The sequence below is a fragment of the Micromonospora sp. NPDC049230 genome (assembly GCF_040647875.1).
In the GTDB taxonomy this organism is placed as follows: Bacteria; Actinomycetota; Actinomycetes; order Mycobacteriales; family Micromonosporaceae; genus Micromonospora.
Map to the genome: position 1 here is coordinate 139,506 of NZ_JBEZCZ010000011.1, position 26,550 is coordinate 166,055.

At 70.7% G+C, this 26,550-nt stretch carries 24 protein-coding genes; 16 read left to right on the top strand and 8 right to left on the bottom strand.

Features of this window, described 5'->3' with window-relative positions; all coding sequences use genetic code 11:
- Positions 1-235: 235 nt before the first annotated feature.
- Positions 236-4,603, top strand: coding sequence for a HAMP domain-containing protein (locus AB0A95_RS13050; RefSeq protein WP_357555906.1), 4,368 nt, complete (start codon positions 236-238; stop codon positions 4,601-4,603).
- On the top strand, positions 4,600-5,154 hold the full coding sequence (locus AB0A95_RS13055) for a response regulator (protein WP_357555874.1): 555 nt from the start codon (positions 4,600-4,602) through the stop codon (positions 5,152-5,154). Before AB0A95_RS13050 ends, AB0A95_RS13055 begins: the two co-directional genes overlap by 4 nt.
- Positions 5,155-5,157: 3 nt before the next feature.
- Here AB0A95_RS13055 and AB0A95_RS13060 read toward each other — a convergent pair whose 3' ends face one another.
- On the bottom strand, positions 5,158-5,655 hold the full coding sequence (locus AB0A95_RS13060) for a helix-turn-helix domain-containing protein (protein WP_357555875.1): 498 nt from the start codon (positions 5,653-5,655) through the stop codon (positions 5,158-5,160).
- Positions 5,656-5,747: 92 nt separating this feature from the next.
- Here AB0A95_RS13060 and AB0A95_RS13065 point away from each other — a divergent pair, with 92 nt between their 5' ends.
- Both AB0A95_RS13065 and AB0A95_RS13070 read left to right on the top strand, forming a co-directional pair.
- The gene (locus AB0A95_RS13065; RefSeq protein WP_357555876.1) at positions 5,748-6,644 is read left to right on the top strand and encodes an ABC transporter ATP-binding protein; all 897 of its coding nucleotides are present in this window, start codon (positions 5,748-5,750) and stop codon (positions 6,642-6,644) included.
- Positions 6,641-8,254, top strand: a complete 1,614-nt coding sequence (locus tag AB0A95_RS13070) for an ABC transporter permease (protein ID WP_357555877.1) — start codon at positions 6,641-6,643, stop codon at positions 8,252-8,254. Before AB0A95_RS13065 ends, AB0A95_RS13070 begins: the two co-directional genes overlap by 4 nt.
- A gap of 121 nt (positions 8,255-8,375) precedes the next feature.
- On the opposite strand, the gene AB0A95_RS13075 is transcribed toward AB0A95_RS13070, so the two are convergent.
- Complete coding sequence (locus AB0A95_RS13075) at positions 8,376-8,711, bottom strand: STAS domain-containing protein (RefSeq protein WP_007454492.1); 336 nt, start codon at positions 8,709-8,711, stop codon at positions 8,376-8,378.
- Positions 8,712-8,889: 178 nt separating this feature from the next.
- Between AB0A95_RS13075 and hemL the strand changes: the two genes are divergently transcribed.
- From hemL to ccsB, 6 genes are read left to right on the top strand one after another with little or no spacing between them, the layout of a single operon-like run.
- Positions 8,890-10,227, top strand: a complete 1,338-nt coding sequence (hemL, locus tag AB0A95_RS13080; RefSeq protein ID WP_357555878.1) for a glutamate-1-semialdehyde 2,1-aminomutase — start codon at positions 8,890-8,892, stop codon at positions 10,225-10,227.
- A gap of 6 nt (positions 10,228-10,233) precedes the next feature.
- Positions 10,234-10,881, top strand: a complete 648-nt coding sequence (locus tag AB0A95_RS13085) for a histidine phosphatase family protein (protein ID WP_357555879.1) — start codon at positions 10,234-10,236, stop codon at positions 10,879-10,881.
- Complete coding sequence (locus AB0A95_RS13090) at positions 10,881-11,447, top strand: TlpA disulfide reductase family protein (protein ID WP_357555880.1); 567 nt, start codon at positions 10,881-10,883, stop codon at positions 11,445-11,447. Before AB0A95_RS13085 ends, AB0A95_RS13090 begins: the two co-directional genes overlap by 1 nt.
- The gene (locus tag AB0A95_RS13095) at positions 11,447-12,265 is read left to right on the top strand and encodes a cytochrome c biogenesis protein CcdA (RefSeq protein ID WP_357555881.1); all 819 of its coding nucleotides are present in this window, start codon (positions 11,447-11,449) and stop codon (positions 12,263-12,265) included. The genes AB0A95_RS13090 and AB0A95_RS13095 overlap by 1 nt, the downstream gene beginning before the upstream one ends.
- Positions 12,265-13,920, top strand: coding sequence for a cytochrome c biogenesis protein ResB (locus AB0A95_RS13100; RefSeq protein WP_357555882.1), 1,656 nt, complete (start codon positions 12,265-12,267; stop codon positions 13,918-13,920). The genes AB0A95_RS13095 and AB0A95_RS13100 overlap by 1 nt, the downstream gene beginning before the upstream one ends.
- On the top strand, positions 13,920-14,897 hold the full coding sequence (gene ccsB / locus AB0A95_RS13105) for a c-type cytochrome biogenesis protein CcsB (RefSeq protein WP_357555883.1): 978 nt from the start codon (positions 13,920-13,922) through the stop codon (positions 14,895-14,897). Before AB0A95_RS13100 ends, ccsB begins: the two co-directional genes overlap by 1 nt.
- A 125-nt stretch (positions 14,898-15,022) precedes the next feature.
- Here ccsB and AB0A95_RS13110 read toward each other — a convergent pair whose 3' ends face one another.
- Both AB0A95_RS13110 and AB0A95_RS13115 read right to left on the bottom strand, forming a co-directional pair.
- Entirely contained in the window at positions 15,023-15,223 is a 201-nt protein-coding gene (locus tag AB0A95_RS13110) for a hypothetical protein (protein ID WP_357555884.1), read from the bottom strand.
- A 665-nt stretch (positions 15,224-15,888) separates the two neighbouring features.
- Positions 15,889-16,365 carry a MarR family winged helix-turn-helix transcriptional regulator gene (locus tag AB0A95_RS13115; protein WP_357555885.1) on the bottom strand — a complete coding sequence of 159 codons (477 nt, stop codon included), beginning with the start codon at positions 16,363-16,365 and terminating at the stop codon, positions 15,889-15,891.
- An 84-nt stretch (positions 16,366-16,449) separates the two neighbouring features.
- On the opposite strand from AB0A95_RS13115, the gene AB0A95_RS13120 reads away from it, so the two are divergent.
- The gene (locus AB0A95_RS13120) at positions 16,450-17,004 is read left to right on the top strand and encodes a carboxymuconolactone decarboxylase family protein (protein ID WP_357555886.1); all 555 of its coding nucleotides are present in this window, start codon (positions 16,450-16,452) and stop codon (positions 17,002-17,004) included.
- Between the two features lie 23 nt (positions 17,005-17,027).
- Here the strand turns inward: AB0A95_RS13120 and AB0A95_RS13125 are convergent, their stop codons facing one another.
- Entirely contained in the window at positions 17,028-17,903 is an 876-nt protein-coding gene (locus AB0A95_RS13125; RefSeq protein WP_357555887.1) for an alpha/beta hydrolase, read from the bottom strand.
- Positions 17,904-18,250: 347 nt separating this feature from the next.
- Between AB0A95_RS13125 and AB0A95_RS13130 the strand changes: the two genes are divergently transcribed.
- From AB0A95_RS13130 to AB0A95_RS13140, 3 genes are all read left to right on the top strand, one after another.
- The gene (locus AB0A95_RS13130) at positions 18,251-19,711 is read left to right on the top strand and encodes a menaquinone biosynthesis decarboxylase (RefSeq protein ID WP_357555888.1); all 1,461 of its coding nucleotides are present in this window, start codon (positions 18,251-18,253) and stop codon (positions 19,709-19,711) included.
- A complete protein-coding gene (gene mqnP, locus AB0A95_RS13135; protein WP_357555889.1) occupies positions 19,711-20,769 on the top strand; it encodes a menaquinone biosynthesis prenyltransferase MqnP in 1,059 nt (352 codons plus the stop codon). Before AB0A95_RS13130 ends, mqnP begins: the two co-directional genes overlap by 1 nt.
- Positions 20,770-20,836: 67 nt before the next feature.
- A complete protein-coding gene (locus AB0A95_RS13140) occupies positions 20,837-21,466 on the top strand; it encodes a UbiX family flavin prenyltransferase (protein WP_357555890.1) in 630 nt (209 codons plus the stop codon).
- A 97-nt stretch (positions 21,467-21,563) separates the two neighbouring features.
- Here AB0A95_RS13140 and AB0A95_RS13145 read toward each other — a convergent pair whose 3' ends face one another.
- Positions 21,564-21,830, bottom strand: a complete 267-nt coding sequence (locus AB0A95_RS13145) for a BldC family transcriptional regulator (protein WP_007454516.1) — start codon at positions 21,828-21,830, stop codon at positions 21,564-21,566.
- Positions 21,831-22,099: 269 nt separating this feature from the next.
- Here AB0A95_RS13145 and AB0A95_RS13150 point away from each other — a divergent pair, with 269 nt between their 5' ends.
- Positions 22,100-22,558 carry an Lrp/AsnC family transcriptional regulator gene (locus AB0A95_RS13150; protein ID WP_357555891.1) on the top strand — a complete coding sequence of 153 codons (459 nt, stop codon included), beginning with the start codon at positions 22,100-22,102 and terminating at the stop codon, positions 22,556-22,558.
- Between the two features lie 102 nt (positions 22,559-22,660).
- Positions 22,661-23,752: a PLP-dependent cysteine synthase family protein gene (locus tag AB0A95_RS13155; RefSeq protein WP_357555892.1), complete on the top strand. Its 1,092-nt coding sequence runs from the start codon at positions 22,661-22,663 to the stop codon at positions 23,750-23,752.
- A 7-nt stretch (positions 23,753-23,759) separates the two neighbouring features.
- Here the strand turns inward: AB0A95_RS13155 and AB0A95_RS13160 are convergent, their stop codons facing one another.
- On the bottom strand, positions 23,760-24,380 hold the full coding sequence (locus AB0A95_RS13160) for a putative glycolipid-binding domain-containing protein (RefSeq protein ID WP_357555907.1): 621 nt from the start codon (positions 24,378-24,380) through the stop codon (positions 23,760-23,762).
- Positions 24,381-24,482: 102 nt separating this feature from the next.
- Complete coding sequence (locus AB0A95_RS13165) at positions 24,483-26,369, bottom strand: DEAD/DEAH box helicase (RefSeq protein ID WP_357555908.1); 1,887 nt, start codon at positions 26,367-26,369, stop codon at positions 24,483-24,485.
- Positions 26,370-26,550: the final 181 nt, after the last annotated feature.

The window sequence follows — 26,550 nt, forward strand, 5'->3', positions numbered from 1 at the left end:
GGGTCCCCTGTCGGCGCTAACCGAACACGCCGCGTCGCGTTGCCTCCACCGGGGGGTTGGCGAAGTCTGCGAGGTGTGTGACCCCGGGGGCCAGCCTCGGGTCGATCGGGCGGATCGGTTGGCGCCCGGGGCCACCTGGCGGGTCGCGCACCCTGGCACTACGGCGAGCGCGGGCACAATATGGGGTGCCGGTGTGTCCGCACGGACCGGCAGCCCCCGAGTGGAGCGAGGAATGATGACCACGGCGAAGCAGTCGGTGGCGGATCCGTCCGTGCCCGACCACGAGGCGCTCCTCGGTGAGTTGACCGAGGCACTGCGACGGATCGGTCACGGCGACCTGAAGGTCCGCCTTCCCCGCCGCGCCGGTGCGGCCGGCGAGGTGGCGGATGCCTTCAACGAGGTGGTCTCGCTCCAGGAGCGGCAGTACCTGGACCTGCGGCGGATCAGCCGGATCGTCGGCCGCGACGGCCGGCTCACCGAGCGGCTCGACGACGAGGGGCTGGACGGCTCCTGGGCGGAGGGGCAGCGGGCGATCAACTCGCTGATCGACGACCTGGGCCGACCGACCACCGAGATCGCCCGGGTCATCGTGGCGGTCGCGGACGGCGACCTCTCCCAGCACATGGCGTTGGAGATCGACGGCCGGCCGTTGCGCGGTGAGTACCTGCGCATCGGGCGCACCGTGAACACGATGGTCGACCAGTTGTCGTCGTTCGCCGACGAGGTGACGCGGGTGGCCCGTGAGGTGGGCACCGAGGGCAAGCTGGGCGGCCAGGCCGACGTCCGGGGTGTGGCTGGCACCTGGAAGGACCTCACCGACTCGGTGAACACCATGGCGTCGAACCTGACCGGCCAGGTGCGGTCGATCTCGCAGGTGGCGACGGCGGTGGCCAAGGGCGACCTGTCGCAGAAGATCACAGTTGGGGCGCGCGGTGAGGTCGCCGAGTTGGCCGCCACGATGAACTACCTCACCGACACGCTGCGACTCTTCGCCGAGCAGGTGACCCGGGTGGCCCGCGAGGTGGGCACCGAGGGCAAGCTGGGCGGCCAGGCCGAGGTGCCGAATGTGGCCGGCACCTGGAAGGACCTGACCGACAGCGTCAACTCGATGGCGTCGAACCTGACCTCCCAGGTCCGCAACATCGCACAGGTCTCCACGGCGGTGGCCCGCGGTGACCTGTCGCAGAAGATCACGGTGGCGGCGCAGGGCGAGATCCTGGAGCTGAAGGACACCGTCAACACGATGGTGGACCAGTTGTCGTCGTTCGCCGACGAGGTGACCCGGGTGGCCCGTGAGGTGGGCATCGAGGGCAAGCTCGGCGGTCAGGCGCAGGTCCGCGGCGTCTCCGGCACCTGGCGGGACCTCACCGAGAACGTCAACCAGCTCGCTGGCAACCTGACCAGCCAGGTCCGCAACATCTCCCAGGTCTCCACCGCCGTGGCGAAGGGTGACCTGTCGCAGAAGATCACTGTGGACGCCCAGGGCGAGATCCTGGAGCTGAAGAACACCGTCAACACGATGGTGGATCAGCTCTCGTCGTTCGCCGACGAGGTGACCCGGGTCGCCCGCGAGGTGGGCACCGAGGGCAATCTGGGCGGCCAGGCCCAGGTCAAGGGCGTCAGCGGTACGTGGCGGGATCTCACCGACAACGTCAACTCGATGGCGTCGAACCTGACCAGCCAGGTGCGGAACATCGCCTCGGTGACCACGGCGGTGGCGAAGGGTGACCTGTCGCAGAAGATCACTGTGGACGCGCGGGGCGAGATTCTGGAGCTGAAGTCGACTGTCAACACGATGGTGGACCAGTTGTCGTCGTTCGCCGACGAGGTGACGCGGGTGGCCCGTGAGGTGGGCACCGAGGGCAAGCTCGGCGGCCAGGCGCAGGTCCGCGGGGTCGCCGGCACCTGGCGGGACCTGACCGACAACGTCAACTCGATGGCGTCGAACCTCACCGCCCAGGTGCGCAACATCGCGCAGGTCTCCACGGCGGTGGCGAAGGGTGACCTGTCGCAGAAGATCACTGTGGACGCGCGGGGCGAGATTCTGGAGCTGAAGTCGACTGTCAACACGATGGTGGACCAGTTGTCGTCGTTCGCCGACGAGGTCACGCGGGTGGCCCGTGAGGTGGGCACCGAGGGCAAGCTGGGTGGTCAGGCGCAGGTGCGCGGTGTGGCCGGCACCTGGCGGGATCTGACCGACGACGTCAACTCGATGGCGTCGAACCTGACCAGCCAGGTCCGCAACATCGCCTCGGTGACCACCGCCGTCGCGAAGGGCGACCTCTCCCAGAAGATCACCGTCGACGCCCAGGGCGAGATCCTGGAGCTGAAGTCGACTGTCAACACGATGGTGGACCAGTTGTCGTCGTTCGCCGACGAGGTGACGCGGGTGGCCCGCGAGGTCGGCATCGAGGGCAAGCTCGGCGGTCAGGCGCAGGTGAAGGGCGTGTCCGGCACCTGGCGCGACCTCACCGAGAACGTCAACCAGCTCGCCTCGACGCTGACCACGCAGCTGCGGGCCATCGCCCAGGTGTCCACCTCGGTGACCCGGGGCGACCTGACCCAGCGGATCGCGGTCGAGGCCCAGGGTGAGGTCGCCGAGCTGAAGGACAACATCAACCAGATGGTCGTCACCCTTCGGGAGACGACCAAGAAGAACGCCGAGCAGGGCTGGCTGGACTCCAACCTGGCCCGCATCGGCGGCCTCTTGCAGGGCCAGCGCGACCTCGGCGAGGTCTGCCGCATGATCATGACGGAGGTGACCCCGCTCGTCGACGCCCAGCTCGGTGCCTTCTTCCTGGCCGACGACACCGACGGCAGCATGCGACTGCGGCTGACCTCTTCCTACGGGTACGTGGCGCGGGGCCACGACGTCACCTTCGGGCCGGGTGAGGGGTTGGTCGGGCAGACCGCGCTCTCCCGCCGCACGATCCGGGTCAGCGCCTCTCCGAACAGCCGGCTCACGCTGCGGTCCGGTCTGGCCGAGACACCTCCGTCCGACCTGGTGGTGCTCCCCGTGCTCTTCGAGGGCGAACTGCTCGGGGTGATCGAGTTCGCAAGCGTGTCGGCCTTCTCCGATCTGCACCTCGCGTTCCTGGAGCGGTTGGTGCTCACCATCGGCATCGCTGTCAACACCATCCAGGCCAACCGGCGTACGGAGGAGTTGCTGGCCCAGTCGCAGCGGCTGGCGCACGAGATGCAGGAGCAGTCGGCGGAGTTGCAGCGCACCAACGCCGAGTTGGAGGAGAAGGCCACCCTGCTCTCCGAGCAGAAGGGCAACATCGAGACGAAGAACCGCGAGATCGAGCTGGCCCGGTTGGGCCTGGAGGAGAAGGCGCAGCAGCTGACCAGGGCCTCGGCCTACAAGTCCGAGTTCCTGGCCAACATGAGTCACGAGCTGCGTACGCCGCTGAACTCGTTGCTGTTGCTGGCCCGCCTGCTGGCGGAGAACTCGGAGCAGAACCTCAGCCCGAAGCAGATCGAGTTCGCCAGGACCATCCACGGTTCCGGCTCCGACCTGCTGCGGCTGATCGACGACATCCTCGATCTGTCCAAGATCGAGGCAGGCCGGATGGACGTGGAGCCGACCGAGATCCGGTTCGCCGAGCTGCGCAGCTACGTCGAGCAGGCGTTCGCGCCGCAGGCCGAGGAGAAGAACCTGGACTTCCAGGTACGGGTGAGCAAGGAGCTGCCGCCGGCGTTGGTGACCGACGCGCAGCGGTTGCAGCAGATCCTGCGCAACCTGCTCTCCAACGCGGTGAAGTTCACCGACAACGGTGCGGTGACGCTGCGGATCGCCCCGGCGGCGGACAACGCGGTCTTCGACGTGCCGGCGTTGGCCAATGCCCAGCAGGTGATCGCGTTCACTGTGATCGACACCGGGATCGGCATCTCCGACGACAAGTTGTCGATCATCTTCGAGGCGTTCCAGCAGGCGGACGGCACGACCAGTCGCCGCTACGGCGGCACCGGCCTGGGCCTGTCGATCAGCCGCGATCTGGCCCGACTGATCGGCGGCACGATCACCGTGTCGTCAGCTCCCGGTCAGGGCTCGACCTTCACGCTGTTCGTGCCGCAGGTGCTGGCCCCGGATGCCGTGGTCGCGCCCCAGCTCCCGTCGCCGCAGCGCGCCGGCCTGCCGTCGTCGCTGCTGATGCCGCCGCTGGAGTTGCTGCCGGAGCGGCCGGAGGCACCGGCCACCCGTCAACTGGATGGCGCCACGGTGCTGATCGTGGACGACGACGTCCGCAATGTCTTCGCCTTGACCAGCGCGTTGGAGCTGCACGGGATGACCGTGCTGTACTCGGACAACGGGGCGGACGGTGTCCGCCTGCTGGCCGAGCATCCGGAGGTGGACATCGTGCTGATGGACGCCATGATGCCGGACCAGGACGGTTACGAGACCACCCGCCAGATCCGCCGCAACCATCGGTTCGCCGATCTGCCGGTGGTCTTCTTGACCGCGAAGGCCATGCCGGGCGATCGCGAGTCGGCGCTCGCGGCCGGCGGCAGCGACTACATCACCAAGCCGGTCGACCTGGACGACCTGATCGAGTTGATGTCGTCCTGGATCAACGGCAGCCGGACCGAGGAGACTACGTGACCCAGATCGCCAAGGCGCTGCTCGTGGACGACCGGCGGCAGAATCTGACGGCCCTGGAGGCGATCCTCCAGGGCCTGCCGGTCCAGTCCGTGGCGGTGGAGAGCGGTGAGGCGGCGCTCAAGCAGCTCCTCGTGGACGACTTCGCGGTGATCCTGTTGGACGCGCAGATGCCGGACATGGACGGCTTCGAGACGGCGAGCCACATCAAGCGCCGGGAGCGGACGCGGCACGTGCCGATCATCTTCCTCACCGCCGCCGACCGGGACGCCCAACTCGCCCTGCGGGGCTACCAGGTGGGCGCGGTGGACTACCTGACCAAGCCGTTCGACCCGTGGGTGTTGCGGGCCAAGGTGTCGGTCTTCGTCGAGCTGTGGGTGAAGACCCGGCAGTTGGCCACCCAGTCGGACCTGGTGCGCGAGCGCGACACGCAGTGGCGGCGGCTCACCGACGCTGTCGACGAGGCGACCACGCTGCTCCGTTCCGGCAACGTGGAGGCCCACGACCGGGCGGTCCGCATGCTGGAGCAGGCGCGCTGGGGCAACACGGCCTGACGCTCAGGCCTCGCCGGGTCGGGTGTGGCCGGTGGCGGCCCGCCGGGCCCGCCAGCGCTCGCCCAACGATTCGATCTCCTCCTGGACGAAGATGAAGAAGTCGCGCATCTCGGCCACTCGCTCGCCGGCCGGCGTCTCCGGGCCGTTCAGGGCGAGCACGCCGCCCTCGGCCACGTCGATGAAGGTCTTGTAGATCCCGGTCTTGGTGATGGTGCCCTCGTACCAGGGGTTGTCCGGCATTCGGTAGCGGTCCCGGCGGGACCGGGGGACCGGCTCGCGGATCAGCATGCCGAACTGGGTGAGGTAGCGGACCGCGCCGCTGACCGCCGCCGCGCTCACCCCGAGCCGGTCGCCGATCTCGGCGGCGGTCAGCGGGTCGTCCGCGCTCATCACAGTGAACAACACCCGGGCGGCCATGCGCGGGAAACCGACCTCGGCGAAGGTCAGGGCCATCCGCTCGACGAAGAGGTGCACCGGGTCGTGGTTGTCGCCGGCTGCCATTGTGGTTCCCTCCCGCGTCCTGGTGTGACAGTCGATGCTGCCCAGATCTCACAGTCTTCACAACTTTGTGAAACGAGTGTAGCTTCCGAGATATGGAAACTCCCATTGCGGTGTCCGGGCTGGTCAAGACCTTCGGCCGGACCCGGGCGCTCGACGGTCTGGACCTGACCGTCCGCACCGGCGAGGTGCACGGCTTCCTCGGCCCGAACGGCGCCGGCAAGTCGACAGCCATCCGGGCACTACTCGGCCTGCTGCGGGCGGACGCGGGGGTCGTCCGCCTGCTCGACGGTGACCCGTGGCGCGACGCGGTGGCCCTGCACCGCCGACTGGCGTACGTGCCGGGCGACGTGACGCTCTGGCCCAACCTCTCCGGCGGCGAGGTCATCGACCTGCTCGGCCGGATGCGCGGCGGCCTGGACCCGGCCCGCCGAGCCGAACTGCTGGACACCTTCGAGCTGGACCCACGCAAGAAGGGGCGGGCCTACTCCAAGGGCAACCGACAGAAGGTCGGCCTGGTGGCGGCCCTCGCCTCCGACGCCGAACTGCTCATTCTGGACGAGCCGACCTCCGGGTTGGACCCGCTGATGGAGGAGGTGTTCCAACACTGGGTCCGCCGGGCGAAGGCCGACGGTCGCACAGTGCTGCTCTCCAGCCACATCCTGGCCGAGGTCGAGGCGCTCTGCGACCGGGTGACGATCATCCGCAACGGGCGGGACGTGGAGACCGGCACCCTGACCGAGCTGCGCCACCTGCGCCGTACCTCGATCGACGCGGAGCTGACCGGCCCGGCGGACGGGCTGGACCAGCTCGCCGGCGTCCACGCACTGCGGGTGGACGGGCACCGGGTGCGCTTCGACGTGGAGAGTGCCGCGCTGGACTCCGCGCTGCGAAGGCTCACCGAGATCGGCGTACGGAGCCTGGTCAGCCAGCCGCCGACACTGGAGGAGCTGTTCCTGCGGCACTACCAGGCCGAGCAGGTGCGGTCATGACCGCGTTCACCGGGACCCGGCACCTGGTCCGCCTCATCCTGCGCCGGGACCGGGTGTTGCTGCCGATCTGGGTTCTGTTGCTGGCGGTGCTGCCGGCCAGCTACGCCAGCGTGTACGAGGGGCTGTACCCCACCGCCGCCGAGCGGGCCGAGTACCTCGCCGGGACGGCGAGCAACCCGTCGATCGTCGCCCTGCTCGGCCCGGTGTACGGCGACAGCGTCGGTGCGCTCACCGTCCAACGCGCCGGTCTGCTGGCGTTGATCGCCGCGCTGGTCAGCGTGCTCACCGTCGTGCGGCACACCCGCACCGAGGAGGAGGCCGGTCGGCGGGAGCTGCTCGGCGCCACAGTGCTGGGCCGGTACGCCGGACTGACCGCCGCGCTGCTTGTGACGTACGCCGCGAACGTGCTGCTCGGCCTGCTCATTGCCGGCGGCCTGGTCGCGGCCGGCCTGCCCGGCGCGGGTTCGGTGCTCTTCGGTGCTGGCGTGGCGCTCACCGGCGTTGCCTTCGCCACTGTCGGCGGGCTGGCCGCGCAGCTCACCGAGAGCGCCGGTGGGGCCCGTGGGATCGGCCTGGGCACACTCGGGCTGGCCTTCGTGCTGCGGTTGGCCGGCGACGCCGGTGGTTCCGGCGGCACCGGCGGGAGCGCCGAGTGGCTGAGTTGGCTGTCGCCGCTGGGCTGGGCGGCACGCAGCCGCGCCTACGCCGACGAGCGCGTGTGGGTGCTGCTGCTGCCGGTGCTGTTCAGCGCGGCGGTCGTGCTCGTCGCGTACCCCGTCTCGGTCCGTCGTGACCTCGGCGCCGGGGTGTTTCCGGCCCGGCTCGGCCCGGCCACCGCCGGAGCGGGCCTGGCTGGCCCGTTCGGCCTGGCCTGGCGGTTGCACCGGGGCCCGCTGTTCGGCTGGACCGTCGGTTTCGGGTCGCTCGGCCTGGTGCTCGGCGGGGCGGCGGACGCGGCAGGCGATGCGGTGCGGGGCAACCAGCAGGTTTCCGAGATCGTGTCCCGGCTGGGCGGCAGCTCGGCGCTGGCCGAGGCGTACCTCGGTGCGACGTTGAGCCTGACCGCGCTGGCCGCCGCCGGGTACGGCATCCAGGCCGCGCTGCGGGCGCGGGCGGAGGAGACCGCAGGCCGGGCCGAACCGTTGCTCGCGACGGCGGTGAGCCGGACCCGCTGGCTGGCCTCGCATCTGGTCTTCGCGCTGCTCGGCCCCGCGGTGGTGCTGACCGTCGCCGGGCTGGCCGTCGGGCTGGCCTACGGGCTCAGCGTCTCCGACGTCCGCGGCGAGTTGCCGCGACTGCTCGGTGCCGGGCTGGCCCAGGTGCCGGCGGCCTGGGTGCTGGCCGGGCTGGCGGCGCTGCTGGTGGGCTGGCTGCCCCGACTCTCCGGGGCTGCCTGGGCGGTGCTCGCCGGCTGCCTGCTGCTAGGTCAGCTCGGCGCGGTGCTGAAGCTGAACCAGTGGGCGCTGGACATCTCCCCGTTCACCCACACCCCCCAGATCCTCAGCCAAGGCTGGCAAATAACCCCGCTGGCAACCCTGACGGCAACAGCAGCAGCCCTCCTAACAGCAGCGCTCCTCACCTCCCGCAAAAGAAACATCCCCACCCCCTAACCCACCCCACCCCACCCGTGACCTAGTTGATCATGGGGTTATAGCTCCGACACGCCAGGGCGGACGGCAATAACCCCATGATCAACGGGGGTCACGGGGGGAGGGGGCAGCCGGGAGGGGGTTAGCCGGTGGGTTGGTCGTTGCGGATCATCAGGGCGCTGCGGAGGCCGGTGATGTCCAGGACGCGGATCAGGAAGTCGCCCACGTGGGTCAGCATCAGCAGGCTCTGCGCGTGGCTGGCCTTGCGGCTGAGCACCACGAGCGTGCCCAGGCCCTGCGAGTCGCAGAAGGTGACACCGCCCAGGTCGAGCACGATCCGCGGGGGTGGGTCGGCCAGCACCTCGTTGACGACGGTGGAGAGCTGGGCGGCCGTGAGCATGTCGATCTCACCGGCCAGGCGCAGCACTGCTTCGTCGCCCGTCCGGTGTAGCGTGATGGACAGTTCGGCACGATCCACCGGGTCAGCCTAGCGCGATCTGCCCGACCCGGCCTGTTGAGGCCGCGAGCCGCCGCCCACCGAGGTCACGAGCCCCGCGCTGCCGCCGCCGACCCGACGCCGGCCCGGGGTGAGCCCGGTAACCCCACTGCGGGGTGGCTGCTGGTTGGCCGTGTGGCGCTGACACAATGGCGGCATCGTGACCGACATCTTTCCCGCCGGTTCCGGCCGTTACCCGGCCGACGCACCGGCCTCCGAGGCCCTGTTCGACCGCGCCCGCGCCATCGTGCCGGGCGGGGTGAACTCCCCCGTGCGTGCCTTCCAGGCCGTCGGCGGCACCCCGCGTTTCATGGTCCGTGGCGAGGGCCCGTGGCTGTACGACGCCGACGGTCGCCGCTACGTCGACCTGGTCTGCTCGTGGGGTCCGTTGATCCTCGGGCACGCGCATCCCGAGGTGGTGGCCGCCGTGCAGGCAGCCGCCGCCAGGGGCACCAGCTTCGGCACCCCCACCCCGGGTGAGGTGGAGCTGGCCGCCGAGCTCGTCGACCGGACCCCGATGGAGCAGGTCCGGCTCGTCAACTCCGGCACCGAAGCCACCATGTCGGCGATCCGCCTGGCCCGTGGCTTCACCGGCCGCTCCAAGATCGTCAAGTTCGCGGGCTGCTACCACGGCCACGTCGACGCGCTGCTCGCCTCCGCCGGGTCCGGCGTGGCCACCCTGGGCCTGCCCGACTCGCCAGGTGTCACCGGCGCGGCGGCCAGCGAGACGATCGTCCTCCCGTACAACGACATCCGGGCCGTCGAGGAGGCGTTCGCCGCCGAGGGCCCGCACATCGCCGCGGTGATCACCGAGGCCGCCGCCGGCAACATGGGCGTGGTCGCCCCCCGCGACGGCTTCAACCAGCAGCTCGCCCGGATCGCGCACGCGCACGGCGCCCTGCTCGTGGTGGACGAGGTGATGACCGGGTTCCGGGTCTCCCGCGCCGGCTGGCACGGCCTCGACGCCTCCGACGCCGACCTGTGGACGTACGGCAAGGTCATGGGTGGTGGTCTGCCCGCCGCGGCCTTCGGCGGGCGCGCGGACATCATGGCGCGGCTGGCCCCGGCCGGCCCGGTCTACCAGGCCGGCACCCTCTCCGGTAACCCGCTGGCCTGCGCCGCCGGCCTGGCCACCCTGCGGCTCGCCGACGACGCGCTCTACCGCAGGCTCGACGACACGGCCGCCGTCGTGGGCAAGCTGGCGTCCGACGCGCTGGCCACCGCCGGGGTCCCGCACCGACTGTCGTACGCGGGCAGCATGTTCTCGATCTTCTTCACCGACGCCGACGTCGTCGACTACGACAGTGCCCGCACCCAGCAGGTGCCGGCGTTCAAGGCGTTCTTCCACGCGATGCTCGCCGCCGGCGTCTACCTGCCGCCGAGCGCGTTCGAGTCGTGGTTCGTGTCGGCGGCGATCGACGACGCCGCTCTGGAGCACATCGCCGCAGCGCTGCCCACGGCGGCCAACGCGGCGGCAGCGGCTGGTCACGGGGGGTAACAGACGGTGAGCAAGACGGTGGTCCACGTGCTCCGGCACGGTGAGGTGCACAACCCCGACCAGATCCTCTACGGCCGGCTGCCCGGTTTCCGCCTGTCCGAGCTGGGCGTGCAGATGGCCAAGGCCGCCGCGGAGGGTCTCGCCGAGCGGGAGATCGTGCACGTGGTGGCCAGCCCACTGGAGCGCGCCCAGCAGACCGCCGAGCCGATCGCCGCCCAGTTCGGGCTGCCGGTCGGGGTGGACGAGCGGCTGATCGAGAGCGCCAACTGGTTCGAGGGCAAGAAGGTGTCCCCGGGTGACGGTTCGTTCCGCGACCCGCGTAACTGGTGGGTGCTGCGCGACCCGGTGACCCCGTCCTGGGGCGAGGCGTACCGGGTGATCGCCGAGCGGATGTTCGCGGCCGTGCACGCCGCGCGGGTCGCCGCCGAGGGGCGCGAGGCGGTGCTGGTGTCGCACCAGCTCCCGATCTGGACGCTGCGCCGCCACGTCGAGCGAAAGAGGCTCTGGCACGACCCGCGTAAGCGGCAGTGCGGGCTGGCGAGCCTCACCTCGTTCCACTTCGACGGCGCGAAGGTGGTGGGCATCGGCTACAGCGAGCCGGCCGCGCACCTGATCGCTCTCTCCGCGACAGCCCGGACGGCCAAGGGGGCCTGATGAACGCCCGGAGGTGGACCGCCGGCCTGCTCGCCACCGTCGCCGCGGTGGCGTTGGTCGGCTGCACCTCCGGGGGCAGTGGGGAGAAGCGCTGCACCAGCGACGGCCTCACTGTCACCTGTGCGGCGGACCAGCGGTCGAAGACCCCGACGGTGATCGGTGAACTGCTCACCGGCGGTCAGTACGACGTCTCCCAGGCACGCGGCCAGGTCGTGGTCGTCAACTTCTGGGGTTCCTGGTGTGCGCCCTGTCGTGCGGAGGCCGACGACCTGGAGGCCACCTACCAGGCCACCAAGGCGTCCGGGGTGACCTTCCTGGGGGTCAACGTGCAGGACAGCAAGGACAAGGCAATCGCCTTCGAGCAGGGGCGAGTCACCTACCCGAGCATCTTCGACCCGTCCAGCCGTCAGGCGCTGAACTTCGACATCCCGCCCAACAGCACACCGGCGACAGTGGTCCTCGACCGCGACGGCCGGATCGCCGTGGTGATTCGTCGGGCCGTGACGAAGGACGAACTCAGGCCGATCGTCGAGCAGATCGCGGCCGAGAAGCCGGCGTCGAACTGATGGGTGAGACCTTCGAGCAACTGGCTCTGAGCGGGCCGCTGCTGCTCGCCATCGGCGCGGCGGCGCTCGCCGGCCTGGTCAGCTTCCTGTCGCCGTGCGTGCTCCCGCTCGTCCCCGGTTACCTGTCGTACGTCACCGGGCTGGCCGGCGCGGACCTGGAGAGTCGCCGACCGGCGGCCGATTCCCCACCGCCCACCGGCGGTGTCGCGGTCAGGGAGCGGGTCGCGCGGGTCGGCGCGGTCAAGGGCCGGGTGCTCGCCGGCACGCTGCTCTTCATCGGCGGCTTCACCGTCGTCTTCGTGGCCACCGCGATCCTCTTCGCCAGCATCGGCCGGGTCTTCTTCGACTACAAGCGCGAGTTGCAGATCGGCGTCGGCGTGCTGATCATCGTGGCCGGGTTGAGCTACCTCGGGATGATCCCCGCGTTGCAACGCGAGTTCCGGATCTCCCGACTGCCGTCGGCCGGTTTGCTCGGCGCTCCGGTCTTCGGCGCGGTCTTCGCCCTCAGCTGGGTGCCCTGCACCGGCCCGACGCTCGGGGCGGTGATGGGGATGGCCACCGCCAGCGGGCAGAGCGACCGCGCCGTGGTGCTCGCCGTGGCGTACTGCCTCGGGTTGGGGATACCGTTCATCGTCTTCGGGCTGGGCTTCGAACGCCTGCTCGGGGTCTTCCGCGCCGTCCGGCGCAACAGCCGCTGGGTCACCCGGGTCGGCGGCGCCCTGCTCATCCTGATCGGCCTGGCGCTTGTCACCGGTGGATGGCAGAGCTTCGTGATCTGGTTGCAGACCACCGTCGGGGTGGGCGAGGTGAGCATCTGATGACTGTCGTCGACGACCGACCGGAGACAGTGGCCCCGGCGCCCCGGCGCCGGCCCAACCGGCTGTTGGCCCTGCTGCGCAACTCGTGGCGGCAGCTCACCAGCATGCGTACGGCGCTGATCCTGCTCTTCCTGCTCGCGGTCGCCGCGATCCCCGGCTCGGTGCTGCCGCAGCGGGGGATCAGCCCGGAGAAGGTCAACCAGTACTTCGTCGACCACCCGGACTGGGCCCCCCGACTGGACCGGATCGGCGCGTTCGAGGTCTTCGGCTCGGTCTGGTTCTCCGCGATCTACGTGCTGCTGTTCACCTCCCTGATCGGCTGCATCACGCCCCGCCTGCGCGACCACGTCCGGGCGTTGCGGGCCCGGCCGCCGGCGGCGCCGAAGCGGATGGCCCGGCTGCCGCAGCACACGGTGCTGCCCGCGCCGCCGGGTGGCACGGCGGCGATCGCCGAGGTGCTGCGCAAGCGCCGCTGGCGCGTCGAGGTACGCGGCGACGAGGTCTCGGCCGAGAAGGGCTACCTCAAGGAGACCGGCAACCTGCTGTTCCACATCTCGCTGATCGCGGTGCTGATCGGCGTCGGGCTCGGCTCCTGGTACGGCTGGAGCGGCAACCGGCTGCTGGTGGCGGGCCAGGACAACACGTTCTGCAACACCCGCCAGCAGTACGCCGAGGCGAAGCTCGGCCCCCGGGTGGACAGCGCCGACCTGCCCCGCTTCTGCCTGCGGTTGGACGACTTCCAGGCCCGGTTCCTGCCGTCCGGCCAGCCGGAGTCCTTCAACGCCACGGTCACCGTCGACGGCCCGGACGAGCCGACCCGCCGCGCGGACTTCTCGGTCAACTCGCCGCTGCGGTTGAAGGACGCGAGCGTCTACCTGCTCGGCCACGGGTACGCCCCGGTGATCCGCTACACCGACCGGTTCGGCAACAGCCAGCTCAGTGACGACCCGTTCCTCACCACCGGCGACATGGGTCTGACCAGCGAGGGGCTGGCGGCCTTCGCGGACGCGAACGTCGACCCGGCCACCGGTCAGCGCGCGCCCGACCAGCAGATGGCGTTCACCGGCATCTACCTGCCCACGGCACCCGAGCAGGCACCGTTCGTGCGCTCGCAGTATCCGGCCGAGCGCAACCCGGTGCTGAACCTTGTCGCCTACCGGGGCAACCTCGGCCGGGACGCCGGTATCCCCGGCTCGATCTACCAACTCGACCAGCGGCAGGTGCGGACCGGCAAGGTCAAGGAGGTCGGCACCAAACTGCTCCGCAAGGGTGAGACCTGGACGTTGGACGACGGCTCAACCGTCGAGTTCGTGGGCACCGAGCGGTACGTCACCCTCTCCATCCGGCACGACCCCGGTGCGACCCCGCTGCTGTTCAGCTGCGCTGCCCTGCTTGTCGGGTTGATGGGCTCGCTGTTCGGTCGACGTCGCCGGGTCTTCTTCCGGGTGGTGCCGGGCGACCCCGCGAACGGATCTCCGACGGACGGTAGTAGCTTGGTGGAGGCCGGTGGGTTGCCGCGCACCGACTATCCAGGGTTCGCCGACGAGTTCGCCCAGCTCGTCACCGCTGTCAGCGGTGCGGAGCGGGCTGCCGAGCGGCCTGGCACCGACGCTGACTCCAGCGACCGGGCCGGTGTGCGAGAAGGGACCGAGTGATGTCCGCGCTCTCCGACAATCTGGTGACCTTCGCGATCCTGACGTACCTGATCGCGATGATCAGCCACGCCGTCGAGTACGCGCTGGGCAACGCGCGTACCCGGATCGCCGTGGCGTCGCCCGCCCGCGAGCTGGTGGGTGCGGGAGTCGGCGGTGGTGGCGGCATCAGCCCGAAGGCGCCCGCACCGGTCCCGGCGCCGGCCGACGCTTCGGCGCGTCGGGCACGTATCGCCGGCCTGGTCGCGGTGGGGGCCACCGCGCTCGCCGCCGTGCTACACCTCGCGGCGCTTGTCACCCGCGGTCTCGCGGCGGACCGGATGCCCTGGGGCAACATGTACGAGTTCGTGCTCACGGTGACGTTCATCGGGGTCGCGGCCTGGCTCGTGGTGCTCTGGAAGCGGCCGTCGCTGCGCAAGCTCGGGCTGTTCCTCACCCTGGTGATGGTGCTGCTGGTGGCCACCGCCGAGTTGGTCCTGTACGTGCCGATCGTGCCGCTGGTGCCGGCCCTGAACTCGTACTGGTTCGTCATCCACGTCTCGACAATCGTCTTCGCGTCCGGCATCTTCCTGCTCGGCGCGGTGCCGGCGGTCGGCTTCCTGATGCGCAACGGGTACGAGCAGGGCAAGCGGCGCTTCCCGTACACCCTCGCGAAGCGGCTGCCCGGCGCCGTCGGCCTGGAGCGGCTGACCTTCGCGCTGCACGCGTTCGCGTTCCCGGTCTTCACGTTCGCGGTGATCGCCGGCGCGATCTGGGCCGAGGCGGCCTGGGGTCGCCCGTGGGGCTGGGACCCGAAGGAGACCTGGGCGTTCATCTCCTGGGTGGTCTACGCCGGCTACCTGCACGCCCGAGCCACGCCCAGCGTCAAGCGCAACGTGGCCACCTGGCTCGCGGTGCTCGGCTTCCTCACCATGCTGATGAACCTGTTCGGCGTGAACATCTTCTTCACCGGCCTGCACTCGTACGGCGGCCTGGACTGATCCGCCAGGTGGGTCCGCAAGCCGGCGGACTCGGTGGGCGGTGTGCGAGTTGGCGGCTTCAGTGGGCGGTGCGCGAGTTTGCGGCCCGACTCGCACTCGTGTTGCCGGCCGTGGCTCGTACGCGCCTACCGGGTGGGTCGCCAGGCGCGCAGGGCCCGCTCGACCTGGATGGTGACCTGGTACGACACCTCCGGTAGGTCGGCCAGCTCGATCCGTTCGCCGCGCAGCGCCAGTTGGGCGTGCAACTCCCGGGCGATGGCGTCGCGAATCTCGACAAGCAGCGGAGACAACCCGTCCGGGTCACCGACGACGTAGGCGTCCGACATGAATCCACCCTGCCTCCGCGTCCCGCCGTTGCGCCACGATCAGTGAGATGTCCCCGCCGGGCTTGACCCCGGCCCCGGGTCGGCGATGCGGGGTGTCGGTGTCCCGCGTCCGGTCGGTTGGTTGGCCCGGGTCCGGTCGCCGGTTGATCCACTCGGGTTGGTGCGCTCGGGTTTCAGGAAGTCGGGGCATCGTGGGGTCCGGTCGGCGGTTGATCCACTCGGGTTTCAGGAAGTGGGGGCATCACCGCAAGTTGGAGGCACCGACTTCATGAAACCCGAGTTGACCTTGGCGTGGCGCCGCCGAACCTGGCGGTGGGGCCGGACCGTAGCCCGCGTGGCGGGCCTTCGTCGAGTTGGCCCGCACCCGCTGACCCGCCACTGAGCTGGGCACCCGCAGGCGTCACCGCACCCGACCTGCACCGCCCGGCAACCGCCCATCGGTAAGTCATGGCGATCAGGCTCACGGCGCGTCCAGGCGTGAGTCGCCCGACGCGGTGCACGCGCCTTTGTCATCCAGCGCCACTTGTCGTCCGGTGCGGGGTTGTCGTCTGATGGCCTGGCCGTCCGGCGCGGCTTTGCCATCCGTGCGGCCTTGCCATCCCAGTGCGAGCTTGCCATCCAGCACGCCTTGCCATCCAGCGCGGCGAGGTCGCCGTGTCAACGGTTCAGCCGCCGAACCAGCCGGGCACGTCGAGGCGGAACCAGTTCGCTGAGGCCATCGTCAGCAGGTCGTCCTCCATGGCGTCGACCCGGTCCGGGCCGAGGGTCTCGGTCCACCGTTCGCGGAGCCGATCGAAGATCTCAGCCGAGCGGCGTAGCCCGTCGGCACCGCGCGGTGTTACCCGGACCAGCCGGCGTCGGGCGTCGGAGGGATCGTCGGCCCGCTCCAGATAGCCGACGGCCACCAGTCGGTCGACCGTCTTGCCGGCGGCCTGTTTGGAGATGCCCAGCCGTTGGCCCAGTTCGGTGGCGGTGGTGCCGTCCGCGCCGACGGCCTGGAGCACGAACCCGTGCAGTGGTCGTAGCTCCGGATGCCCCTCCCGGGCCAGCTCGGCGTGCAGGTCGTCGATAAGCGTCCGGAAGCCGGCCAGCAGCAACAGCGGCAGCGCGAAGCCAGGACGCGCGGGATCAGCGGTTGCCATATTCGACAACCACGTTTACTATTTGGTCAACCACGTTTACTATCGTAGCGTCCCCCGATCCAGGCTCTGGAAAGCAGGTAACCCATGTCCGTTTTCACCGTCCACACCGCCGAGACCGCACCCGCCGCCGCCCGTCGGTCCATCGAGGGAGTGCGCGGCCGGTTCGGCTGGCTGCCCACCGGGGTGGCGCTGATAGCCAACTCGCCACAGTTGCTCACCGGCTTCCTCGCCGCCAGCGCGGGCTTCGAGCAGACCGACCTCGCGCCGCTGGAGCGGGAAGTGGTCATCCTGACGGTCTCCACCACCCACGAGTGCCACTTCTGCGTCGCCCTGCACACCGGCAAGCTCGTCCAACTCGGCGCGACCCCCGAGCTGATCACCGCGCTGCGTGCCGGCTCGGTGTTGCCCGACCCGCGCCTGGAGGCGCTGCGCCGCTTCACGCTGGCCGTGCTCGACCACCGGGGCGGCGTGCCCGACGACGAGTTGGACGACTTCCTGACCGCCGGCTACCAGCCCCGGCACGCGTTGGACGTGGTGCTCGGCGTCGGCGCCTACACCATGTCCACGTTTGCCAACCGGCTCACCCGGGCACCGCTCGACCCGCCACTGGTTCCCCACGCCTGGACGCCCGCGACCTGACCGAGGACACCTGCGGACCCTGCTCAGGCGGTCTGAAGGAAGTCGCGCAGCAGGGCGAGCATCTCGTCCCGTCGCTCCTCGTACAGCCAGTGCCCGCAGTCCTCGATCACCTCGCCGCGGACAGTGTCGGCGTACCGGCGAACCTGCTCGGCGACCTGCCCGCCGAGGCTGGCCGCCGCCCCGACGGCCAGCACCGGCATGGTCAGCTTCGTGCCCCGGTACGCCGCATTGTCCGTGATGTCCTGCTCGAACGCCCGGAAGTAGGCGAAGCTGGCCCGCAGGTGCGCGGGGTCGCGCAGGTGGCTGGCGAACTCCTCGATGTCAGGCGCGGCGATGCTGCCCTTGTTCACCATCAGGGCGTCGGTGAATTTGTCCACCCAGAGCGACTCCCGCCCGCTGACCAGGTCCTCCGGCAGCCCGTTGCCGAGGGAGAAGTAGCCGAAGTTCCACACGCCGGGTCCGGCCGAGGTGAGCGCGGGGAACGTGTAGATGCTCTCGTCGGGGATCGGCGCCTCGCTGAGCACCAGCCGACTCACCCGCTGCGGATGGGCGGCAGCGTACGCGTACGCCACCATGGTCCCCAGGTCGTGCCCGACCAGCCGGAGGTCACCGGTCAGGCCGAGTTGGTCGAGCAGGCCGTGCAGGTCGGCGGCGACGGTCTTCTTGTCGTAGCCGCCGGCCGGGGCGTCGCTGCCCCCGAAGCCGCGCAGGTCGGGTGCGACCACGTCGAAGGAACGCCCCAACTCGGGCAGCAGGTGCCGCCACATGTACCAGCATTGGGGGTACCCGTGCAGGAGCACCAGTGGCGGGCCACTGCCGCCCCGGACGTAGTTCATGGCGATCTGGCCGACCCGCGCCCGCTGCTCGCTGAACCCCGCCGGAACCCGCTCACCGCTCACTGCCGCCCCCGTCCGCCGTCCGCCGTCCGCTGGCTGCCCGGCTCCGGCTGCCCGGCTACCCGTTCGACCGCCTGCCATGTCTGCGAGTTCTGGGCCCTAGCCGTTGATCCACTCCGCTTTCCGGAAGTCGGGCCATCCCAGGCCATTGGACACCGCGACTTTCTGAAACCCGAGTGGATCTTGCAGGCGCAGGCGCAGGCGCAGGTGCAAGCGCGGGTGCGGGGTGCGGGGGGTGCGGACGGTGTGGCCTGTCCGGGTGCACCGGCTGGTCGCTGGGCCCGGGTCATCAGGAGCGTCACAGCACCCGGCTTGGGCCGCTCGGGAGTCGGTGCGGGAGACTGGGCGGTATGGCGGCTCGTGGCTTCCCGTACACCGATCTCAAGGACTTCCTCGCGGCGCTGGAGCGCGCGGGGGAGCTGCGGCGGGTCGACGTCCCCGTCGACCCCACCCTGGAGATCAGCGAGGTGGTCACCCGTACGGTGCGGGCCGGCGGCCCGGCGTTGCTCTTCGAGCGCCCGACCCGGGGCGAGATGCCGGTGGCGATCAACCTGTTCGGCACGGAGAAGCGGATGGCGATGGCCCTCGGTGTCGACTCGCTTGACGAGATCGGTGCCCGGATCGGCGCGCTGATCAAGCCCGAGCTGCCGGTCGGCTGGTCGGGCATCCGCGAGGGTCTTGGCAAGGTCATGCAGCTCAAGTCGGTGCCGCCCCGCAAGGTGAAGACCGCGCCCTGCCAGGAGGTCGTCTACCGGGGCGACGACGTCGACCTGAACCGGCTGCCGGGGTTGCAGGTCTGGCCCGACGACGGCGGGATCTTCCACAACTACGGGTTGACCCACACGAAGCACCCGGAGACCGGTAAGCGCAACCTGGGCCTGTACCGCCTCCAGCAGCACGGCCGCAACACCCTGGGCATGCACTGGCAGATCCACAAGGACTCGACGGCCCACCACGCGGTCGCCGAGCGGCTCGGGCAGCGCCTGCCGGTCGCTGTCGCGATCGGTTGCGATCCGGTCGTCTCGTACGCGGCCAGCGCGCCACTGCCCGGCGACATCGACGAGTACCTGTTCGCCGGGTTTCTGCGCGGCGAGCGGGTGGAGATGGTCGACTGCCTCACCGTGCCGTTGCAGGTGCCGGCGCACGCGCAGATCGTGTTGGAGGGCTACCTGGAGCCCGGTGAGCGGCTGCCCGAGGGGCCGTTCGGCGACCACACCGGGTTCTACACCCCGGTCGAGCCGTTCCCGGTGCTGCACATCGAGGCGATGACCATGCAGCGCAAGCCGGTCTACCACTCGATCGTCACCTCGAAGCCGCCGCAGGAGGACCACGGCCTCGGCAAGGCAACCGAGCGGATCTTCCAGCCGCTGCTCAAGCTGATGATCCCGGACATCGTCGACTACGACCTGCCGGCCGCCGGTGTCTTCCACAACTGTGCGATCGTCTCGATCCGCAAGCGCTACCCGAAGCACGCGCAGAAGGTCATGAACGCGATCTGGGGCGCCCACCTGATGTCGTTGACCAAGCTGATCGTGATCGTCGACGAGGACTGCGACGTGCACGACTACAACGAGGTCGCCTTCCGGGCCTTCGGCAACGTCGACTACGCCCGCGACCTGCTGCTCACCGAGGGTCCGGTGGACCACCTCGACCACTCGTCGTACCAGCAGTTCTGGGGCGGTAAGGCGGGCGTCGACGCGACCCGCAAGCTGCCCACCGAGGGCTACACCCGCGGTTGGCCGGAGGAGATGAGCATGGCCCCCGAGGTCACGGCCCTGGTCGACAAGCGCTGGAAGGAGTACGGGATCTGATGCCCGCCGCCGACAACTCCCGCGATCTTGCACTTTCGGTCCCTGATTCGCCCCCTTCCGCCCCTTCCGTCCCGACAGAAAGTGCAAGATCGCGGGAGCGGGAGCGGGAGCGGGAGCGGGAGCGGGATCCGGAGCGGGAGCGGGAGCGGGATCCGGAGCAGGGGCGGGATCCGGAGCGGGGGCGGGTTCGGGCTTTTCTGGAGCTGGTCAAGATCGAGCACTCGGTGTTCGCGCTGCCGTTCGCGTTCCTCTCCGCCCTGACCGCTATGCAGGTCAACGGCGGGCACGTGCGCTGGTGGGACCTGCTGTTGATCACTGTGGCGATGGTCGGGGCGCGGACGTTCGCGATGGCCGCCAACCGGATCCTCGACCGCAGGATCGACGCGCGGAACCCTCGTACCGCCAACCGGGAACTTGTGACCGGCGCGGTGAGCGTGCGGACGGCCTGGACCGGCGCGGCCGTCGCGGTGGTGGTCTTCCTCGCCGCAGCCGCCCTGCTCAACCCGCTCTGCCTGGTGCTCGCGCCGCTCGCCGTGGTGCCGTTGGTCGTCTACCCCTACGCGAAGCGGTTCACCAACTGGCCGCACGCCATCCTCGGGATCGCCCAGGCGGTCGGCCCGGTCGGCGCGTGGTTGGCGGTCACCGGCACCCTGGACGGCTCCTGGCCGGCGTGGCTGCTCGGCGCCGCGGTCGGGTTGTGGATCGGCGGCTTCGACCTGATCTACGCCTGCCAGGATTCCGAGGTTGACCGGGAGATCGGCGTGCACAGCGTGCCCGCGCGCTACGGTCGCCGCTTCGCGCTGCACGCCTCCACTGTCGCGCACGTGGTGACTTTCGCGCTGTTCAGCTGGTTCGGCGGGTTGGTCGGCCTGGGCTGGCTCTGGTGGATCGGGCTCGCACTGACCGCCGTGTCGTTCGGCTACCAGCACCTGGTGGTCACCCCGACCGATCTCAGCAAGGTCAACCGGGCGTTCTTCACCGCCAACGGGTTCGTCGGCATCGCGCTGTTCGTCTTCGCCCTGCTCGACCTGGTGATCCGGCTCGACCTGCGGCCCTGAGGCGGTCCGGACGGAGGATCCCGGGGGTGCGCACCAGCGGACCAGCCGGACCAGGCAGGCTGGGGGCATGCGGGAACCATGGGTGGTCGGGGTCTCCGGGGCCTCCGGCACGCCATACGCGGCGGCCGTCATCGGGGGCCTGCTCGACGCGGGCGAGCCGGTGGACCTGATCGTGTCCCGGGCGGCACGACTCACAGTGCTCGACGAGACCGGCCGACCGTTTCGCGACGGGCACTGGGCCGAGGACCTCGCCGGCTGGCTCGACCGGGACCTGACCGGAGCGGACGTGCGGCACTGGCCGGCCGGCGACCTGGCCGCCGGGCCGAGCAGCGGCTCCTACCGGGTACGCGGGATGGCAGTGGTTCCGGCCAGTACGGCAGCCTGCGCGGGCATCGCGATCGGGCTCTCCAAGGACCTGTTGCAGCGCGCCGCCGAGGTCAACCTCAAGGAACGGCGGCCCGTGGTGGTGGTCCCCCGGGAGACACCGGTGACCCGCAGCCACCTGGAGCACCTGATCGCGCTGCACGACGCCGGCGCGGTGGTGCTACCGGCCAGCCCCGGCTTCTACGGGGCGGGCGCGGCGGCCACCGCCCAGCAGCTTGTCGACTTCGTGGCCGGCAAGGTGCTGGACGCGCTCGGCGTCCCCCACACCCTGTTCCGAAGGTGGGCCGGCCAGCTCGGCGCGGCCCGGAGCTGAGCTGTCGCGCTCGACGCGCGTCAGGCCACCCCCGGCCGACCGAAGTGGGACGCGGACCGGACTGATGTCCGGTCCGCGTGGCGTTGTCCGCACCAGTTCAGTACATGCCGGCGTTGGCCGGACCCGGCCCGGTGGATGCGGCCGGCCCCACATTGCGTGGCTTCCCGACCTCGTCCACCTCGTCCAGCATGCCCTCCCCCTCAAGCAGGGCTCGCACCTCGGATTCCCGAAACCGGCGATGCCCGCCTGGAGTCCGGATGCTTCCTATCCGGCCGGCCGCCGCCCATCTCGTCACAGTCTTCGGGTCCACCCGAAACAGCGCGGCGACCTCACCCGGTGTCAGCAGGCGATCTCCAGTGTCCACAGCCCCCTCCTCGCGTCGACGAAGCCCCTGGCTGAACACACTGCCCCCGGCTGGTGCGAGCCCAGAGCCGTCATGAGGGACGTATGGCAATTACAGCACCAGGAGACTGGCCTGTCCGCCAAACGCGAAAAATGCACTGACTGGGAAGTTAGTAAATGGTACGGGCGGAACCCCTGCCTTGACTGTCGGTTTGTGAACAGTTACCCACTGCTCCGTCCAACGGATGCCGAAGGCGTCGCGTTACGCGTAACCGGTTAAGGTCACTCTCCGTGGACGCCATCGACCTGAGCCTCGTCGACCTGCTGCGCGGCAACGCCCGACTGTCGTACGCCGAGTTGGCCCGACAGGTGGGCCTCTCGGCTCCGGCCGTACACGAGCGGGTCGGCAAGCTGGAGAGCAGCGGCGTGGTCCGGGGCTACCGCGCGGACGTGGCGCCGGAGGCGATCGGGCTGGGCGTCACCGCGCTGATCGGGATCGTCGAAGACTCCGGCGCCGACAGCGACGACATGCTGGAGTCGCTGCGGGTGCTGCCCGAGATCGAGTCCTGCTACTTCATGGCCGGCGTGGAGTCCTTCCTGCTCAAGGCGCGGGTTGGCACGATCGCCGAGTTGGAGCAGCTGATCGTGCGGCTCAACCGGACCCCGGGGGTCGCCTCCACCCGCACCGCCATCGCGCTCTCCACGAAATGGGAGAACCGCCCACAGCCGGTCGGTCCACCGGCGGGCTGACCCCCGCGTACCCCCGGGGTTGCCGGCCGGCGTCGCAGGCGGTCCGGATCGCGCCGCCGGACCGGCGCCGACCCCCACTGCCCTGCTTGCTACGTTTCCGGCGTGACTCATCACGACCGGTGCGACGCGGCCAGCCGGGCCTGGGTGACGGAGGCCATCGCCGCCGTCGAGGCGGACGCGAACCGCTCGGCCGACACCCACCTGCTGCCGTTCCCGCTGCCCCGGCAATGGGGGATCGACCTCTACCTCAAGGACGAGTCCTCCCACCCCACCGGCTCGCTGAAGCACCGGCTGGCCCGCTCGCTGTTCCTCTACGGGCTCTGCAACGGCTGGATCGGGCCACGCACCACGATCGTCGAAGCGTCGTCGGGCTCCACGGCGGTCTCCGAGGCGTACTTCGCCCGGATGCTCGGTCTGCCGTTCATCGCGGTGATGCCCGCCTCCACCTCGCCCGAGAAGATCGCGCAGATCGAGTTTCAGGGTGGCCGGTGTCACCTGGTGGACGACCCCGCGACAGTGGCGGTCGAGGCGCGCTGGCTCGCCGAGGACTCCGGCGGGCACTTCATGGACCAGTTCACCTACGCCGAGCGGGCGACCGACTGGCGGGGCAACAACAACATCGCCGAGTCGATCTACGCGCAGTTGGAGCTGGAGCGGCACCCGATCCCGGCCTGGGTCGTGGTGGGCGCCGGCACCGGGGGCACCAGCGCGACAATCGGCAGGTACGCCAGGTACCGCCGGCTCGCCACCAAGCTCTGCGTCGTCGACCCGGAGAACTCGGCGTTCTATCCGGCGTGGCTGGCCGCCGACTGGTCGGTGCGTACCGGAAAAGGGTCCCGGATCGAGGGCATCGGCCGGCCCACCGTGGAGGCGTCCTTCCTGCCCTCGGTGGTGGACCGGATGGTCCAGGTGCCGGACGCGGCGTCACTGGCCGCGATGCGCGCCGGGTCGGCGGTGCTCGGGCGTCGCGTGGGTGGCTCCACCGGCACCAACCTGTGGGGCGCGTTCGGCCTGATCGCCGGGATGCTCGCCGAGGGCCGGACCGGCTCGGTGGTCACCCTGATCTGCGATCCAGGCGACCGGTACGCCGACACCTACTACTCCGACGACTGGGTGACCGCCCAGGGTCTCGACCTGACGCCACATCTGGCCACCGTCGGGCACTTCCTGACCAGCGGCGCGTGGCCCGCCTGAGCGCCGGTCAGCGCGGGTCGATCCGTTCGGCCAGCCCCGGATAGCGCACCACGTAGCCGCTGTCGTCCAGCTCGATGTCGGCGGTGAAGGTGCCGCTGGCGAACCGCACCCGACCCGGCCCGAGCCCGGTGTAGATCTGCTCGGCCGGCACCACCTCCAGGCCGGGCAGCAGCACCCAGGCGACGGTGATCCGGTGCGCCACGTCGGCCGGCTCGGCCGCCATCCGGAGCCGGTGGACCGGCAGGGTGTTGAACAGCGGCGAGCCGCTCAGGTCGACGTCGAGTGCGTCGGCCAGCCGGTCCGGGTCATCGGTGCCCGGCAGGCCGGCCCGGGGGTGACCGGCCGCGACCAGCGCGGCGTCGAGGTCGCCCTGCTCGGCGGTCGTCACCCGCCACCGGCCCGAGGCCCGCTCCAGCGTCACCCGGCGCAGCCAGCCGAGCCCTTCGGCCTCGACCTCGACCCGGGCTGTGGCCCAGTCCGGTGTGGTGGTCAGCCGGTAGCGGGCGGTCCAGGGGATCGGGTCCACGGCGAGCAGTGTGCCCCGGGCCGCCAACCCCCGGCCGTCGTCGAGCAGGACCTGCTCGCTGCCGGCGGTGTCCGTCCGGGACCAGAAGATCGACTTCGGCATGGTCGGCATGAGCCGGACGTTACGCGATCGGGCCGACATCGGCAGGGCATGCGCGAACGCCGTCGCGAAGCATGGGCTTCGCGACGGCGTTCGGTGGATCAATCAGTGGGTACGCGCCGCCGGCCGTCCGCCGAAACCGCGCCGGTCGTCACGCGGGCGCTCGTCACGCGGCCGGTCGTCCCGACCACGACTCTCCGGGCGGAAACCACCGCGCGTGTCCCGGTCACCGAAGCGCCGCTCACCGGTCGGCCGGTCACCCCGGCCGTCCCGGTCACCGAACTGCGGCCGGTCACCGAACCGGCGCTCGCCCTGCGGCCGGTCACCGTAGCCCCGGGTGTCCCGGTCGGCGAAGCGACGCTCACCGGTCGGCCGGTCGCCGTAGCGCCGTTCGCCCTGCGGCTGGTCGCCGTACTGGCGGTCGCCCTGGGGACGGTCGCCGTAGCCCCGGGTGTCCCGGTCGGCGTAGCGGCGCTCGCCGGTCGGGCGGTCGCCATAGCCCCGGTCACTGGTCGGCCGGTCGCTGCGGCCCCGGTCGCCGGTCGGTCGGTCGGCGTAGCGACGGTCGCCGGTCGGTCGGTCGCTGTAGCCCCGCTCGCCCGTCGGTCGGTCGCCGTAGCGCCGCTCGCCCTGCGGCCGGTCGCCGTACTGGCGGTCACCCTGGGGGCGGTCGCCGTAGCGCCGCTCGCCGGTGGGTCGGTCGCCATAGCGGCGCTCGCCGCCCGTGCGGTCGCCAAACCGGCGTGGGCCTCCGGCCCGGTCGTCGAACCGACGCGACCCGCCGGAGCGGTCGCCAAAGCCCCGCGACTCCGCCTCGACGCGAACCGGGACGCCGCTGGGCTCACGGGCGCCGACCAGCTCGGCCAGTGCCGCGTCGCCGACCCGCACCCGGGTCTCGGCCGGCGCGACGCCGGCCTTCTCCATCATCGCCAGGGTGGTGCGGCGCTGCTTGGGCAGCACCAGCGTGGCTACCGCGCCGGACTCGCCCGCCCGGGCCGTGCGCCCCGCGCGGTGCAGGTAGTCCTTGGGGTCCTTCGGCGGGTCGACGTGCAGCACCAGAGTGACCCCGTCGACGTGGATGCCCCGAGCCGCCACGTCCGTGGCGACCAGCACGTTCATCCGGCCCTCACGAAACTCGGCCAACGTCTTGGTACGCATCCGCTGGGTCTTGCCGCCGTGCAGCCCACCGGCGCGGACGCCGACCGCCGCGAGCTGCTCGACCAGCCGGTCCACCCCGAGCTGGGTACGGGCGAAGACCATCGTCCGGCCGTCCCGGGCGGCGATCGAGGCCGCCACCGGGAACTTCTCGTGCGGCGGGATCAACAGCATGTGGTGGTCCATTGTGGAAACCGACGCGGTGGACGGCGCCGTGGAGTGGGTCACCGGATCGGTCATGAACCGCTTGACCAAGGCGTCGACGTCACCGTCCAGAGTGGCCGAGAAGAGGAGCCGCTGTCCGTTCGCGGGAGTCTTCGCCAGCAGGTCGGTCACCTCGGGCAGGAAGCCCATGTCGGCCATCTGGTCGGCCTCGTCGAGCACGGTGACCTCGACGTCGTCGAGCTGGCAGATGCCCCGCTCGATCAGGTCGCCGAGCCGGCCCGGGGTGGCCACGATGATCTCCACACCGCGGCGCAGAGCGTCGATCTGGCGGTCGTACGGAACACCACCGACGGCGGTCTTCAGGAAGATGCCGACGGACTTGCCCAGCGGCACCAGGGCGTCGTTGACCTGCATGGCCAGCTCGCGGGTGGGGACCAGGACCAGGGCGCGCGGACGCATCGGCCGGGCCCGGTTGCGGTTGGCCAGCCGGGCGATCATCGGCAGACCGAAGGCGAGCGTCTTGCCCGAACCGGTCTGCCCGCGGCCCAGCACGTCGCGGCCGGCCAGCGCGTCCGGAACGGTGGCCCGCTGAATCTCGAACGGGCTGGTGATGCCCTGCTGCGCCAGCGCGCGGACCAGCGGCTCGGGCAGGCCGAGGGTCGCGAAGCTGATCGGATCGGCGGTCGCCGTCGGGGCCGGCTCAGCCGCCTGGACGGCGGTGTCGACCGGCGCGGTGCCGGTCGCGCTCGGGGCAGCGTCGAGCTGCTCCCGGGCGGTGTCGGTCGTCGGGGCCTGGTGGGGAACGGACGAAACGGTGCTGGGGTCAGCAGAGGTGGTCAACAAAAGCCTTTCG